The organism is Senimuribacter intestinalis (assembly GCF_943192965.1).
GTDB classification, from domain to species: Bacteria; Bacillota; Clostridia; order Peptostreptococcales; family Anaerovoracaceae; genus Senimuribacter; species Senimuribacter intestinalis.
Map to the genome: position 1 here is coordinate 1 of NZ_CALPCF010000005.1, position 15,888 is coordinate 15,888.

Consider the following 15,888-nt stretch of genomic DNA (forward strand, 5'->3'; position numbering starts at 1 on the left):
TTGATTGTTATTCAGATTTGAGGGTATATACCTCAAGAGAAAAGAAGCTGCGAAGAATTTTTCAAGAGCTGACGCGGCGTGCGAAGGAGCGAAGAGGGCACGTACTAGTGTACGTAACTGATGAGCGAAAGAGCAGCAACAAAGTCAGGATTGAAAAAGGCAAGCAGGAAATCCGGTGACAATAGCGGGGAGGATACACCTGTACCCATCTCGAACACAGAAGTTAAGCTCTCAAGCGCCGATGATACTTGGTGGGAAGCTGCCTGGGAAAGTAGGTCGTTGCCGGTTTCAGTAAAAAGCAAGTTACGAAGTAGCTTGCTTTTTTAGTGTCGGAAGGACACGTCTGAAACGGGACAACAACGGGTAAGTTGAGTATGGGATTTTGGCTTGAGGTATGGGCTTAGTGCTGGTTTTAATAAATGTAACCTGCAGCATGAAACGATTTTTTGCTTTGCAGAATTTTGCTGTACTTCTGTTCAAAAAAAGGAAAATGATATTTTTGTAGGTCTAAAACTAGAAAAGTGGGGGTGCATATTCTATAGATAATGATATATATTATTGGATTTTTGTCATTTTTTTAATATATATGCCTATTTAAATCCAGGTGGCTGAGTATGGGAATGTGGATTTTCCTTTTTTTGCGGAAGTAAAGGGTAGGTTTCTGCAATTCTTATTTTGCCTAACTTTAAGACAGGAGGCGGGTAGTGAAGATAGGGCAAATGGAAGGTCGTGAATCGCTGAATTTACAGTTTTTTACTCAGATAACAGGAAAGTCCTTTATCTCAATGGAGATTTGTGATATACTTATTCTGTATATTTGGGCGAACAGAAAGGATGGTCAGACAATGTTATTTTTGAAAATTATATTCTGTATTCTGCTTTGCTGTCCGTTAGCTTATGGAATTGCACTTCTTTTTATGAAAATGGTAGATGATGCAATTAAGAAGCACTAGGAGTAGGTTATGAAACGAGGACTTTTTATTACGCTGGAGGGACCGGACGGTTCCGGGAAGTCGACACAAATAGAGTTTTTAAAGGTATATTGTCAGGAAAGGGCTCTGCCATGCATATTTACCAGGGAGCCTGGAGGAACGGCCATCGGAGAGAAGCTCCGCAATATTATACTTGATAAAGAAAACCAGGAAATGTGTGATATGACAGAAGCTCTTCTTTATGCGGCGGCAAGAGCACAGCACGTGCAGCAGCTGATTAGACCGGCGTTAGATTCGGGTAGGATTGTAATTTGTGATCGTTTTATCGATTCCAGTATTGCTTATCAAGGCTATGGGAGAAATCTCGGTGATGTGGTGCGTGTCATCAATGAACTTGCTGTTGACGGGTGTATGCCCGATGTAACTTTTTTGATGGAACTTTCGCCGGAAATTGGAAAGTCCAGAATCAGAGAGGACAGTCAGGACAGGCTGGAGCAGGAAAAGTTGGAATTTCACGACAAAGTGTATGCGGGATATAAGGAGATTGCGAAATTTTATCCAGACCGGTTTGTAGAGATTGACGCGGGAAAAGATAAAGAAACCATTCGCGACATTATGTTTTCGCATCTTGATAGAATTTTGGAAGGCTAGTTTATATGTCATTAAGAGAGTATAAGGAGTTCGGAAGGCTGCCAGAGAGAATCAGCAGGGCGATTTCCTGCGGGAATGTGTCCCACGCCTATATCATAGAGGGCGACAGCTGTGTTGATAAGCGGAAATTTGCCAAGGATTTTGTAAAGGCAATTTTGTGTTCTTTAGAGCCAGGATTTGGCTGCGATCAATGTGTAGTTTGCCGGAAAATTGACCATGATAATTATGAGGACTTATATGCAGCACAGGCGGATGATTTTTCTGTAAAGGATGCCGCTATTTCGGCATTGCAGGAAAAACTTAAAAATAAACCGTCCGGTGGGATGAGAAATATAGCAATAATTGAAGATGCAGATACGATGACAGTGCGGGCACAGAATAGGCTTCTAAAGACGCTGGAAGAGCCTAATGACGGAACCGTAATTGTGCTTTTGTCTGAGAATACAGAGAACCTGCTGCAGACTATTACATCAAGGTGCATAATCTACAGGCTGGGGAATTTTATAAATAGCAATGAGAATTCTAATCTTTCCGGTGCAGAGGAAATCATGGAAATGATTTTTGCGGGGGCATACTTTTGTGACATAAAGGATCGTCTTGGAAAGATTGTCAAAGACCGAAAAGAGGCGTTTCAGCTTCTGGATGGGCTGGAACGGCTTTATCGCAGATATTTAACGGCGGACGGCCCGCAGGCGGTGAGAAAAGAAAAGCTAATTGCGAAGATTAAATATATAGAAGAGGCAAGGCGGGATTTGCTTGCCAATGTAAATTACAAATATGCAATCAGAAATCTGATATTGAAGCTTGGAGGGTAAGACTATGATAAAAGTAGCTGGAGTTAGATTTAAAAATGCCGGCAAAGTATATTATTTTGATCCGGACAATTTGGAAGTTGGTCTGGGCGATTCTGTCATCGTGGAGACTGCCAGAGGACTGGAGTTCGGTACAGTCACTATGGACATTACAGAAATCAAGGAAGAAGAAGTGGTGCAGCCACTAAAGAAAATTATTCGAATTGCAGGAGAAGAGGATATCAAGCGCCACGAGGAAAACGAGCGAAAGAAAGCTAAGGCACTGAAACTCTGTCAGGACAAAATCGACAAGCACCATCTGGAAATGAAGCTGATCGATGTGGAATATACCTTTGATAACAATAAAATTATCTTTTACTTTACTGCCGATGGCAGAGTAGACTTCAGAGAACTGGTAAAGGATCTGGCAGGTGTGTTCAAAATGCGTATCGAGCTGCGTCAGATTGGCGTGCGTGATGAGGCTAAAATGCTGGGAGGTATCGGTTCTTGCGGGAAAAGTCTGTGCTGCAATACATGGCTTTCCGATTTTGAACCGGTGTCTATTAAAATGGCGAAAGTACAGAATCTTTCTCTGAATCCGACGAAGATTTCCGGCATTTGTGGACGTCTGATGTGCTGCCTGAAGTATGAAAATGATGTCTATATGGAACTTCGAAAAGGACTTCCTGATAACGGAGAGAAAGTGAAGACTCGCGACGGCATGGGAAAGGTTGTGGATACCAATATTTTGGAGAGCAAAGTGCGGGTTAGGCTCTATACAGGAGAAAAAGATGACGATGGTGGTGAAAAACTGGGCACGGAAATCTTTACCTATAAAAAAGATGAAATTAAGAGACTAGGTCACAAGAAACATGGTGGTTCCCAGAACAATAATATTTTGGAGGACGTTGACGCTGAGTACATTGATGAACTGAAAGCTTTAATTAAGGAGTAGTTCATGGGACTTCGGATGGATAGAACAGGTTTTGGAGAGTTAGAGATTTTTCAAAATCCTGAGGAGTTTTGTTACGGTGTAGATGCAGTGCTTCTTGCGGATTTTGCTGCCAGTGGCGCGATGCGGCGGAAGCAGGCGTGCAGAATTATGGATTTGGGCACGGGAACGGGTATTGTTCCGCTGATTCTCAGTCATAAAACGCAGGCTGCATATATTGCTGGTATGGAAGTTCAAGAAAGCTCATGGGCTCTGGCAGAGAAAAACAGGCGGCACAATAGTTTGGAGCAGCGGCTGGAGTTTTTTCATCAGGATGTCAAGAATTTTGACAAATCTCAGTGCGGGACTTATGATGTAGTGACAACAAATCCACCCTACACCCAGGGAAGCTGCGGTATTGAAAGCAGCAATCGTGCAAAGGCAATCGCTCGCCATGAGACTACAGCCTCTTTGGATGATTTTGTAAAAACTGCTGCGGCGCTTTTGAAGGATAAAGGGGATTTCTATATGGTGCATAGACCGGGGCGGCTTGTAGATATTTGTGAAAGCTGCAGAAGGCATGGGCTGGAGCCGAAGGAAATGCGCTTTGTTAGCGGTAGACCTTTGGAAAAACCCAACATCATGCTGGTACATTGTATAAAAAACGGAAATAGAGAACTGCGGCTACTAGACCCTATGTATGTGCATTGTGCAGATGGCAGCTATTCGGAGGAAATATTAAAAATATATGAGAAAAAATAAGAAATAGGTTGCTATTTTATGGAAAAAACGGTATAATAATCCATAGTCGGGATAAGGAGGTTTACTATGGTAACAATTGACATTAAAGCTACGCTGGTTTATCTGCTTTTTGCAGCTTTGATTGTACTGGTGATATATTTGATTATTATTGCAAAGAATCTAGTGAAGACAATCAAGGAAACCAATAAGATTTTGAGAGATGCCTCAGTAATCTCCGGTATTGCTGCGGATAAGGCAGAGCAGCTGGATGAGATGGTTGGAGACGTCCAATCTGCTGTCGCTGATATTTCAAAAGCAGTGAAAGGTCAGCAGAATCTGGTAGGTGCTGTATCCAATATTGTGAAGGCTTTTGGTTCTCTTGCTGCGATTTTTAGGAAAGAAGACGGCGAGGAGAATAGCAATAATAAAAAAAGTAAGTAAATGCAAGACGGAAAGGAGTTTTTATGAAAGCAACAGGGATTGTAAGACCGGTAGACGCACTCGGCAGAGTCGTGATTCCGGTAGAATTGAGAAGAAATTTAAATATTAAGACAGAGGATTCTCTGGAAATTTTCGTTGATGGTCAGTATATCATGTTGAAGAAATATGAGCCATCTTGTATTTTCTGCGGAGAAGTGGGAGATGTCAGATTAGTTCACGGTAAGACTGTGTGTGTTGACTGCATTGCAGAAATGAAAAAAATGTAGCTGCATGGAATAGAACATCTGCTAAAAGTCTGCTTCGGCAGACTTTTTTTTCATTTTTTTCATCTTTAGTTGAAAAAAAGGGGAATCATTAGTATACTAATAGTATATACCTTTGATTGCGGGGAGAAAATAATCTCGCTGGTTAAGGGAAGTGCTAATAACAATTTGTGGAGGATAGATGTGGCGAAATTTTTAGTTCAGAAGAGCGAGCCATTAAATGGAGAAGTAGTAATCAGCGGAGCAAAAAATGCAGTGCTGCCGCTGATGGCATCTGCTATTTTGGCAGAAGAAAAATGTATAATCCGGGACGTACCGGCACTTCGAGATGTGGATGTGATGAAGGATATTTTGCGTTCCCTGGGTTCAGAGATAAACGAACTGGAAGAATCCATTATTGAGATAAATACAGAGAAAATTTTAAAGTGTGAAGCAGAGTTTGACTTAGTCAGCAAAATGCGGGCATCATTTCTTGTCATGGGTCCGCTTCTTGCAAGAGTGGGAAGAGCCAAGGTGCACATGCCGGGGGGCTGCAGCATTGGAGCAAGACCTATTGATTTGCACCTGAAAGGATTTGAGGCACTCGGTGCAGAGATTATCGTAAAGGATAATTACGTGGAAGCAATTGCAGGTCCACAGGGGCTTGTGGGAAACAGCATTTATCTGGACTTTCCAAGTGTAGGCGCTACAGAGAATATTATGTCTGCTGCAGTTCTTGCCAAAGGCACCACTTATATTGAAAATGCGGCAGAAGAACCGGAGATTGTCGATCAGGCAAACTTCCTCAACAAGATGGGCGCAAAGATTAAGGGTGCAGGAACTGATACTATCAAGATTGAGGGGGTTGAAAGCCTCCACGGCGCGCAGCATACAGTCATTCCGGATAGAATCGAAACGGGAACTTTTATGCTGGCTGCAGCTATCACTCATGGACAGATTCTGATTAAGAATGTGGTACCTGACCATGTAAAGCCGATTACCGCAAAGCTTCGTGAGTGCGGTGTCACTGTAGAAATGGGAGATGAGGGCATGTACGTTATTGCGGATAATCCTGATTTGGTTGCAACGGATTTGAAGACCCTGCCTTATCCAGGATTCCCTACGGATATTCAGTCGCCTTTTATGGCATTTTTGACTACGGTAAACGGCGCTAGTACGGTAATTGAAACTGTCTTTGAGAATCGATTTATGCACGTTGCGGAACTGAATCGAATGGGCGCCAACATCAAGACTGACGGTAACCGTGCCATGATTCAGGGCGCAAAGCAGCTGGAAGGTGCGCAAGTAATCGCAACGGATTTGCGCGGTGGTGCAGCGCTGGTTCTGGCAGGACTTGTGGCCCAGGGAACGACAGAGATTTCAGAGATTTATCATATTGAGCGCGGATACGAAAAGTTTACTGACAAGTTCAGAGGGCTGGGCGCCAATATATTCCGTATCGAAGATTAAATAGAATATTGTTTACAAAAGAGATAATCCCAGAGCAAAATCTATATTTGCACCGGGATTTCCTTTTTCGCAGGGGTTTCCCATAGAGCAAGTCGTCATTTGCTTTCTCCTGTGCTGACAGAAGTTCCTCGGTAATAGTGGGAAAGTATTTTTTTATAGGTCTTTCCTTTCTTTGCCAGACCATTGGCGCCGTACTGACTCATGCCGACGCCGTGACCGGAGCCTGCGGTGGTGATAGTGATTTTCGTATTTCCTGAAAAGGATATCTCAAAGCGGGTCGAGTAAAGGCTTAGGGCAGTGCGGATATCGCTGCCGGTGATGGTTTCTTTGCCGACTTTTACAGTTGCAACTCGGCCTCCCTCTGAACGAGACTTGATTTTGATATTGGATTTTTTGATGGTGCCGAAGTTCTTTTCGGGAAAAGCCTTTTTGATCGCCTTTGAAAAGGCGGAAATCGTCATGGTAGTTTTCTCTTTCTTATGGGTAGCGCCGGGCTCGTAGGAGCTGTCAACGCTGACCAGATAGGCGTAGGTGCCGGAGAAGACATCTTGTGAGTTTTCTGTGGGTCCTGCGCTGGAAGCGAAATAAAGAGCATGTGCGGCAAGTTTTCCTTTATATAAAAGAACCTGACCACAGGTTTCCTCTACCGCTTTGCTGACCTTTTCATCAATGTTGTCGCTGCGATAGACTTGACAGTGGACGGAGTCACAGATTTCGGTTCCGGCAAGGATTCTGCCGAGGGCATAGGTTCTGCTTGCTACAGCTTGCGCCTTTAAAGCTTCGTACTCAAAGGAGGCGGGCATTTCTGAGGCTACGACGCCTTCTATGTAATCTTCGAAAGCGATGGTTTCGTATTTATCCTCTTTTGTCAGGTAAATTCTTACAGTGTCGGGGATTTCTCCATCATAAGTGGAAGTTTCAGGCAGGTCTTTTACCAGAGCCGGAAACAGTTTTATAGAGAGATAGGGCAGGACTACCATGAGGATAACCATGGAGACAAAATAAATGACAGCGTGCTGCCTGTTCAGTTTTCCGTGATGAAACATTGTACAAATTCTCCTTCTGCTTAAGTTTATGCTGATGTGGACAAAATAGACGTGAAAGTATATAATAAATAGGACAACAGTTAAAATATAATTGAAAGGAATCTGATATGCCTGACATTAAATTCCTGGAGCTGCTTTTGAAGGATTATCCCAATATTAAAGCAGCTACAGCAGAAATCATCAACCTGAGTGCGATTTTGGCACTGCCAAAGGGAACGGAGTATTTCCTGAGCGATCTTCATGGTGAACACGAGGCTTTTATCCACATGCTCAAAAGTGCCTCCGGCACCATCAAGACCAAAATTGATGAGCACTACGGCGGCGTTCTCAGCGACAGCGACAGAGAGGATCTGGCGGCGCTGATTTACAATCCGCAGGCTGAGCTGGCGCGGAGAAGAAAGAACGAAGCCGATTTTAATAAGTGGTGTATGACTGTGTTGCATCGTTTAGTTACGATTTGTCAGTCGGTGTCTACCAAATACACGCGCTCAAAGGTTCGCCGCATGCTGCCGAAGTATCTGGACTACGCTATGGACGAACTGCTTCACGCAGACGATGAGGAGAACCGTCTCCATTACTATAACGCAATTATTAAGACCATTGTTGAAAGCGGAATCGCAGATGACTTTATCATAGAAATGGCGGACGCTATCAGTAATTTGGCTGTGGATCATTTACATATTATTGGGGACATCTTTGACAGAGGTGCGCACCCTGATACGATTTTAGATTTTTTGATGGATTACCACGATGTGGATTTTCAGTGGGGCAATCACGATATCGTATGGATGGGCGCTGCTACGGGAAACTGGGCATGTATTGCCAATATTCTTCGGATGAATATCAGCTATAATAATTTCGATATGCTGGAGTACGGATACGGTATCAACCTGAGACCGCTCGCTTCCTTTGCGGAAAAGGTGTACGGCGACGATCCGTGCCAGTTCTTTCAGCCGCATATTTTGGAGAAGAATGAGTACGACCAGATTGAGGAGCCTCTGGCGGCGAAAATGCACAAGGCTATCGCTATCTGCCAGTTTAAGGTGGAAGGGCAGCGTATTAAGGCGCACCCTGAATACCATCTGGAAAACCGTCTGATTCTGGATAAAATTAACTGGGAAAACGGCACTGTGGAAATTGACGGTACTGTATATGAACTGAGAGATACCAACTTCCCTACTGTAGATCCGGAAAATCCGTATGCGCTGACGGAAGAAGAAGAGGAAATGATGAATGCACTGGAAGCTTCTGTCCTGAATTCGGAGAAGCTGCAGAAGCACATTAGATTTCTTTACAGCCATGGTGCGCTATATAAGCGGGTCAACGGCAATCTGCTCTACCACGGCTGCATTCCGATGACGGAAGACGGAGATTTTGAGCTTGTGGAGCTAAACGGTGAAGCTTTTAAGGGAAAGGCGTTGATGGATTATCTGGACAGCGAAGTGCGTAATGCGTATTTTTCTCCTGATGAGTCCGGAGAAGTGGGGCGTATGGGCGACCTGATGTGGTATCTGTGGCTGGGGGGTAATTCGCCATTGTTTGGGAAAGCCAAGATGACAACCTTTGAGCGGCTGTTCATCGCAGATAAAGCAGCGCACAAGGAGCCGACCAGACCGTACTATAAGTTGATTAAGGAAAGAGGACCTTGCGAGAAAATTCTTATGGAGTTTGGACTGGATCCGCACCGCTCAAAGATTTTGAATGGTCACGTGCCAGTAAAAATTAAGGACGGGGAAAGCCCAATTAAGGGTGGCGGTCTTCTATATGTCATCGACGGCGGTATTTCTAAGGCCTATCAGAAGCAGACCGGTATTGCGGGCTACACCTTCATCTTCAACTCCAGATTTATGGCGTTGGCGCAGCACAAGCCGTATCAGCCGCTGCAGCCTGACGGGACGCAGGAGTTCCAGTCGCCGGAGGTGAAAACTGTAGAGGTGCTTCCGGAACGTATGATGGTCATTGATACAGATCAGGGAAGGGAGTTGACAGAACAAGTAGAAAACATGAAGCGTCTGGTGGAGGCATACCGAAAAGGTATTCTGAAAGAGAGATATTAAATATAGTTTTTAGCAGCAGTACAGTTTTGCAGACTGTACTGTTATTATTTTTGCAAAATTCCCACATGATGCGGTGAAATCAGGAGAATTGTTCCTATTAAAAAATATAAAAGTGTCTATTTTAAACGGTGCAGATTTCTTCTATAATACTAGATGATCGAAGAAGAACTGATAAGGGGGCTATCGTTATGGAAGATAAGAAAACGAAGACTTTGGTTATGACAGCGTTGATGGCGGCAATTGTGTTTGTTGCTACATATCTGATTAAGATTCCAAATCCAGCAACTGGCGGATACAGTCACATGGGCGACTGTATGATTTTTCTGGCTGTTTTGATGTTAGGCAGGAAAAACGGTGCTATTGCAGCGGCTCTTGGCGGTGCGCTTTCAGATTTGCTTGCTGGTGCTGCAGTATGGATTTTACCAACGCTGGTGATTAAATATATCATGGCTTATATCATGGGCACTGTGATAAAAAGCAATCCACAGGCTCACAAGCTGCAGTTAGCAGGCTCTATAATTGGTGGTATATTTCAGATTATCGCTTATACGCTTGTAAAGATAGTAATGCTTGGAATAGCGCCGGCTGTTGCATCGATACCTAATGTTACCATTCAGACGACTGTAGGCGTGGTGATTTTTATGGTGCTTTCTGGAGTACTATCCGGCAGAATTGTAAATTTGACAGAGAGAGGAGATGCAGCAAAATGAAAATCATAGATGGGCATGCGCATATCGGATATATTGGAGGCTGGGCAGACGTAGGTATTACAGGTGAGCAGCTCATCGCGCAGATGGATCGCTTCGGCATTGAGAAAACCGTTCTCTGTCACGAGGATAATCAGGTTACTTTGGATATGATGCGGAAATATCCGGGGCGTATTATAGGTGCAGTCTATGTGAATCCGCTTAATCAGAGTACTGTGGATTCCATGGAAAACTATTTTGAAAAAGGGTTTAAGGCAGTCAAGCTAAACCCGCTGCGTCATGCTTATTGCGCGGACAGCGAGGCTCTGGATCCGGTCCTTCATAAAGCAGAAAAAGCCGGCGTTCCTGTTTGCATTCACAGTGGTCATCCGCCTTATTCCTTGCCTTGGCAAATTGGGCTTCTGGCTGAGCGCCATCCTGATGTAAAGGTAATGATGATTCATATGGGACATGGTCATGGTGTTTATATTGACGCGGCACTGAAAATGGCACGTCGCTATCCGAATATTTTTCTGGAAATGAGCGGAATGCCAATGCCGTCAAAAATTCGTGAAGCTTATGAGACTGTTGGCAATGACAGAATTATGTTTGGTACAGACACACCTTTTCATGATCCATCGGTGGAACTGCAGAAGGTGCTTGTCAGCGGCGTAGATGAGACAGGCATTAGAAGAATCCTTTATGATAATGCAGCGGCGTTTTTTGCATAAACAAAAAAGAAAGCCAGATAACTGTTTTTGTGTTAAAATAAAGCTATGCATTATGTAACGGTAAAGGGGATATTTTCTAAAGACAATGGTATGAATTTGTACCGCGGTTGCTCTCATGGCTGTATTTACTGTGATTCCAGGAGTAAGTGCTATCAGATGAAACACGATTTTGAGGATATTGAGGTGAAATCAAACGCCATAGAGCTTTTGGGACGCGCCCTATCTCGAAAACGAAAAAAATGTATGGTAGGTATGGGCTCCATGACTGATCCGTACGTCCCTTTAGAGCTGGAATTGCAGCATACGCGAAAGGCACTGGAAACGATTTATGCTTATGGACATGGCGTAACGCTGATTACCAAGTCTGACAGGGTGCTGAGGGATATCGATCTGTTAAAGGCGATTCACGAAAGGTCTAAATGCGTGATACAGATGACTTTAACGACCTTTGATGAAGGACTGTGTCGAAAAATAGAGCCGGGGGTTTGTACTACAGCAAGGCGCGTAGAGGTGCTGATGCAGTTGAAAGAAGCAGGGATTCCTACAGTTGTCTGGCTCTGCCCAATTTTACCTTTCATCAATGATACGGAAGAAAATCTGAGAGGAATTTTGCGTGGGTGCAGACAAAGCGGCGTGTATGGTATATTGAACTTTGGAATGGGCGTTACTATGCGTGAAGGGAACCGCGAGTATTTTTTCCAACAGCTGGATTTACAGTTTCCCGGAATGAAGCAGCGATATATGGAGTACTACGGAAATCAATATGTGCTGGAAAGTCCACGCAGCAGGAAGCTAATGGAAATTTTTGTATCTACTTGCAAAGCGTATGGAATTGCTTATGAAAGGGAAAAGGTTTTTCAGTTTTTGCGAACTTTAGATAGTAAGGAACAGGGAGAGCAGCTAAGCCTTTTTTAGTATAAAGGAATAACGGGCGCGGCAAATCCACGAAAAACGTTTAGTGATTTTCTGGAACAGACAAAGCTGACAGCTTTTTAGATTTTTGTCAGTTTTGTCAGTGTTTCTACCAAAAATCCTGACAGAACTGACAATTAATTTTGATTTTGTCAGCTTTGTCAGGATTTCAGGCGTATTAAGATAGGATTCTTTACAATTTGCTGACAAAATCCTGCATGCTGGTATCATTTTGTCAGTATTTATGGTTCAGAATACTTTTCATGCATTTGCCGTGAATAACGGGTTGTAATTATTGACGGAGCGACATTTCGCTGGCGGAAGTGAGGGAAGATACCGGAAAGTATATAGAAAACAATTGAAAAAATAAATCATAACAGCAGGTACGAACCAGTATCAAATGGATTCGTACCTGCTTTTTCTGCGAAAATGCGCGCTTGGTTGGAGGAAAGGGACTGTGAGATTTTGCAAATGCGCAAATTTTTCCATGATTAGCTTGACTATTTGACAAGAATATGGTATCATAATAGACTGCCACGCAAATGTAAACTGTGAAGATATAAGGAGTGATAAATATGCCAAAACCTATCAAAGTAGGTAGAAAAGACCGTATGACATTCTCAAAAATCAATGAAGTTGGCCAGATGCCAAATCTCATTGACATCCAGACCAGTTCATATGATGCTTTTATCAAAGAAGGTCTGAGAGAAGTTTTTGAGGACATCTCCCCGATTAGAGATTATGCGGATAATCTGATTTTAGAATTCATTGATTACTCCCTGAACGATCCTCCGAAGTATGAACAGGAGGAGTGTAAGGAGAGAGATGTAACATACGCAGCTCCGCTGAAAGTCAGAGTAAGACTCGTAAACAAAGAAACTGGAGAAGTAAAGGAACAGGAAGTGTTCATGGGAGATTTCCCTCTGATGACAGAAAAGGGAACTTTCATTTACAATGGCGCTGAACGTGTCATCGTAACACAGCTGGTTCGTTCCCCGGGACCTTACTACGGTGTCGAAACTGACAAATCTAATAATAAACTTTATTCCACCCAGATTATTCCTAACAGAGGTGCATGGTTGGAATACGAGACAGACTCCAACGAAATTATTTCCGTTCGAGTTGACAGAACCAGAAAGCAGCCGCTGACTACGCTGCTTCGTGCACTGGGTATCAGCTCCGACAGAGAAATTATTGATATCTTCGGTGAAGACAGCAGACTGCTGAAGACCTTAGAGAAAGATACAACCAATGACTACGAAAGTGGTCTGAAGGAAATTTACCGCAGACTGAGACCTGGCGAGCCTCCTACAGTGGACAGCGCTAGATCCCTGCTGAATTCCCTATTCTTTGATCCAAAGAGATATGACCTTGCTAAAGTAGGAAGATATAAATATAACAAGAAGTTAGGGCTGTCAAACAGACTGCCTGATGTTGTCGTTGCTGAGGACGTTATCGATCCGAACACTGGAGAAATCCTGGCGGAAGCTGGTCAGAAGATCAGCCGCGCTCTTGCAAAGGACATCGAAAATGCCGGTGTTGAATATGTAATGGCACGTGGAAAAGATGATGAAACACAGATTACAAAAGTAATCGGCAGCAGATTTGTCGAGCTGTCTCAGTATGTAGATTTTGACACGACAGATCTGAAAGTGGCAGATCAGGTATATTATCCTGTACTGATGGAAATTTTGGAACAGTGCCAGGATGAGGATGAGATTAAACAGATGCTGGTGGCAAGAAAGAACGACCTTTCTCCAAAGCATATTATTATGGAAGACATCATTGCATCTGTCAGCTATATTCTAAACCTGAATTATGGCATTGGAAGCACTGATGATATCGACCATCTGGGCAACAGAAGACTGAGAACTGTAGGAGAACTGCTCCAGAATCAGTTCCGTATCGGTCTTGCCAGAATGGAACGTGTGGTTAAGGAAAGAATGACCATTCAGGACATTGAGGTAACAACGCCGCAGGCGCTGATGAATATTAGACCTGTTACGGCTGCAATCAAGGAATTTTTCGGAAGTTCTCAGCTGTCCCAGTTCATGGACCAGAACAATCCGCTGGCAGAGCTGACTCACAAGAGAAGACTTTCCGCATTGGGACCTGGCGGTCTTTCCAGGGAAAGAGCCGGATTCGAAGTGCGTGACGTACACCACTCTCACTATGGAAGAATGTGTCCGATTGAGACGCCAGAAGGTCCGAATATCGGTCTGATCGGTTCCTTGACGACCTATGGTATCGTAGATGAATATGGATTCATTGAGACTCCATATAGAGTAGTAGATAAAGAAACCGGTGTGGTTACAGAAGAAATCCGTTATATCACTGCAGACGAAGAAGAACTGCTGATTATCGCCCAGGCAAATGAGCCGCTGGATGAAGAGGGACACTTTGTCAATGCAAAGGTTGCTGCCAGAGGTGTCGGCGGCGAAATCGCTATGTTCGCAAGAGAAGTTGTAGACATGATGGACGTATCTCCGAAGCAGGTAGTATCCGTTGCAACTGCAATGATTCCGTTCCTGGAAAACGACGACGCCAACCGTGCCCTGATGGGTTCCAACATGCAGCGTCAGGCAGTGCCTCTTCTGGTGACAGAAGCGCCGTTTGTAGGAACTGGTATGGAATACAAGGCAGCCAGAGATTCCGGTGTTGTAATCCTCGCTAAGAATGCAGGTACTGTTGAGTTTGTTGACGCTGACAAAATCCGTATCAGAAGAGATGACAACAACGAATTAGATGAATATAAATTATTGAAGTTCAAGCGTTCCAATCAGGGAACCTGTATCAACCAGAGACCGATTGTATCTCACGGTGAACACATTGAAGCCGGCGAAGTAATCGCTGACGGTCCTTCCACAGACCTTGGAGAAATTGCACTGGGCAAGAACCTGCTCATCGGCTTCATGACCTGGGAAGGCTATAACTACGAGGACGCAATCATTCTGAACGAAAGACTTCTGATGAATGATGTGCTGACTTCCCTGCATATCGTGGAATACGAAGCAGAAGCAAGAGACACCAAACTGGGACCTGAAGAAATCACCAGAGATATTCCTAACGTCGGCGATGAGGCGCTGAAGGATCTGGATGAAGAGGGTATCATCAGAATCGGTGCAGAGGTTGACTCCACAGATATTCTGGTCGGTAAGGTAACGCCAAAGGGCGAGAACGACCTTTCCGCAGAGGAAAGACTGCTGCGCGCCATCTTCGGTGAGAAGGCAAGAGAAGTCAGAGATACTTCCCTGCGCGTGCCTCACGGTGAAACTGGTATCGTAGTAGACGTAAAAATCTTCACAAGAGAAAATGGCGACGAACTGCCGCCAGGTGTCAATAAATTAGTAAGATGCTATATCGCAACTAAGAGAAAAATCAATGTAGGCGATAAGATGGCAGGTCGTCACGGTAACAAGGGTGTAATTTCCCGTATCCTACCGGAAGAGGATATGCCATTTAAGGAAGACGGCGAGCCGCTGCAGGTTATGCTGAACCCTCTGGGCGTACCTTCCCGTATGAACGTTGGTCAGGTGTTGGAAGTGCATCTGGGTCTTGCAGCAAAGACTAAGGGCTGGTATATTGCAACACCAGTATTTGACGGTGCGACCGAAAAAGATATCCGTGAGCTTCTTGAGGACTGTGGTTTCTCAGAGACAGGTAAACTGAGACTGAGAGATGGCAGAACCGGTGAGTGGTTTGACAATCCTGTAACCGTAGGTTACATGTATATGCTCAAGCTTCACCATTTGGTAGACGATAAGATTCACGCAAGAAGTACTGGTCCGTACTCTCTGGTAACGCAGCAGCCTCTGGGCGGTAAAGCACAGTTCGGCGGACAGCGTTTTGGAGAGATGGAAGTTTGGGCGCTGGAAGCATACGGCGCAGCACACACACTGCAGGAAATCCTCACCGTAAAATCCGATGATATCGTAGGTCGTGTACAGACTTATGAAGCAATTGTCAAAGGTGAAAATATTCCGGAACCGGGTATTCCTGAGTCCTTCAAGGTTCTCATCAAGGAAATGCAGTCACTGGCACTGGATGTAAGAGTGCTTACTGAGGACAATGAAGAAATTCAGATAAAGGAAGTATCCGAATACGATGACGTTTCCGGTATCGACGGCATTATGGACGTAGATACGGAACTGGAAAGTGAAGAAAAATTGTTTGCAGAGGGATTCACAGAAGAGACCCCCGACGACGATATGACTGAGAGCTTTGCAGATGATGAGTTATAAGAAAGGGGAGGAAATC

At 44.2% G+C, this 15,888-nt stretch carries 14 protein-coding genes and 1 rRNA gene; 14 read left to right on the forward strand and 1 reads right to left on the reverse strand.

Features of this window, described 5'->3' with window-relative positions; all coding sequences use genetic code 11:
* Positions 1-171: 171 nt before the first annotated feature.
* From rrf to murA, 9 genes are all read left to right on the forward strand, one after another.
* Positions 172-288, forward strand: a 5S ribosomal RNA gene (gene rrf / locus NFR88_RS06120).
* Between the two features lie 416 nt (positions 289-704).
* The gene (locus NFR88_RS06125; protein WP_251614255.1) at positions 705-953 is read left to right on the forward strand and encodes a hypothetical protein; all 249 of its coding nucleotides are present in this window, start codon (positions 705-707) and stop codon (positions 951-953) included.
* Between the two features lie 9 nt (positions 954-962).
* Positions 963-1,583, forward strand: coding sequence for a dTMP kinase (tmk, locus tag NFR88_RS06130; protein ID WP_160202912.1), 621 nt, complete (start codon positions 963-965; stop codon positions 1,581-1,583).
* A 5-nt stretch (positions 1,584-1,588) separates the two neighbouring features.
* Entirely contained in the window at positions 1,589-2,398 is an 810-nt protein-coding gene (locus tag NFR88_RS06135; RefSeq protein WP_251614257.1) for a hypothetical protein, read from the forward strand.
* Positions 2,399-2,402: 4 nt separating this feature from the next.
* Positions 2,403-3,329: a PSP1 domain-containing protein gene (locus tag NFR88_RS06140; RefSeq protein WP_161909334.1), complete on the forward strand. Its 927-nt coding sequence runs from the start codon at positions 2,403-2,405 to the stop codon at positions 3,327-3,329.
* Positions 3,330-3,332: 3 nt separating this feature from the next.
* The gene (locus NFR88_RS06145; protein ID WP_251614259.1) at positions 3,333-4,067 is read left to right on the forward strand and encodes a tRNA1(Val) (adenine(37)-N6)-methyltransferase; all 735 of its coding nucleotides are present in this window, start codon (positions 3,333-3,335) and stop codon (positions 4,065-4,067) included.
* 66 nt (positions 4,068-4,133) lie between these two features.
* Complete coding sequence (locus NFR88_RS06150; RefSeq protein ID WP_160202908.1) at positions 4,134-4,487, forward strand: hypothetical protein; 354 nt, start codon at positions 4,134-4,136, stop codon at positions 4,485-4,487.
* Between the two features lie 23 nt (positions 4,488-4,510).
* On the forward strand, positions 4,511-4,753 hold the full coding sequence (locus tag NFR88_RS06155; RefSeq protein ID WP_160202907.1) for an AbrB/MazE/SpoVT family DNA-binding domain-containing protein: 243 nt from the start codon (positions 4,511-4,513) through the stop codon (positions 4,751-4,753).
* 180 nt (positions 4,754-4,933) lie between these two features.
* The gene (murA, locus tag NFR88_RS06160) at positions 4,934-6,199 is read left to right on the forward strand and encodes a UDP-N-acetylglucosamine 1-carboxyvinyltransferase (RefSeq protein ID WP_251614262.1); all 1,266 of its coding nucleotides are present in this window, start codon (positions 4,934-4,936) and stop codon (positions 6,197-6,199) included.
* A 95-nt stretch (positions 6,200-6,294) separates the two neighbouring features.
* On the opposite strand, the gene spoIID is transcribed toward murA, so the two are convergent.
* Positions 6,295-7,245: a stage II sporulation protein D gene (gene spoIID / locus NFR88_RS06165; RefSeq protein ID WP_251614264.1), complete on the reverse strand. Its 951-nt coding sequence runs from the start codon at positions 7,243-7,245 to the stop codon at positions 6,295-6,297.
* Between the two features lie 107 nt (positions 7,246-7,352).
* On the opposite strand from spoIID, the gene NFR88_RS06170 reads away from it, so the two are divergent.
* The 5 genes from NFR88_RS06170 to rpoB all read left to right on the forward strand — a co-directional run bounded on the left by NFR88_RS06170 (position 7,353) and on the right by rpoB (position 15,872).
* Positions 7,353-9,302: a fructose-1,6-bisphosphatase gene (locus NFR88_RS06170; protein WP_251614266.1), complete on the forward strand. Its 1,950-nt coding sequence runs from the start codon at positions 7,353-7,355 to the stop codon at positions 9,300-9,302.
* A 188-nt stretch (positions 9,303-9,490) separates the two neighbouring features.
* Positions 9,491-10,012: an ECF transporter S component gene (locus NFR88_RS06175; RefSeq protein WP_251614268.1), complete on the forward strand. Its 522-nt coding sequence runs from the start codon at positions 9,491-9,493 to the stop codon at positions 10,010-10,012.
* Complete coding sequence (locus NFR88_RS06180) at positions 10,009-10,719, forward strand: amidohydrolase family protein (RefSeq protein ID WP_251614270.1); 711 nt, start codon at positions 10,009-10,011, stop codon at positions 10,717-10,719. Before NFR88_RS06175 ends, NFR88_RS06180 begins: the two co-directional genes overlap by 4 nt.
* 45 nt (positions 10,720-10,764) lie before the next feature.
* The gene (locus tag NFR88_RS06185; protein ID WP_251614272.1) at positions 10,765-11,634 is read left to right on the forward strand and encodes an SPL family radical SAM protein; all 870 of its coding nucleotides are present in this window, start codon (positions 10,765-10,767) and stop codon (positions 11,632-11,634) included.
* A 572-nt stretch (positions 11,635-12,206) separates the two neighbouring features.
* On the forward strand, positions 12,207-15,872 hold the full coding sequence (gene rpoB / locus NFR88_RS06190; RefSeq protein ID WP_251614274.1) for a DNA-directed RNA polymerase subunit beta: 3,666 nt from the start codon (positions 12,207-12,209) through the stop codon (positions 15,870-15,872).
* Positions 15,873-15,888: the final 16 nt, after the last annotated feature.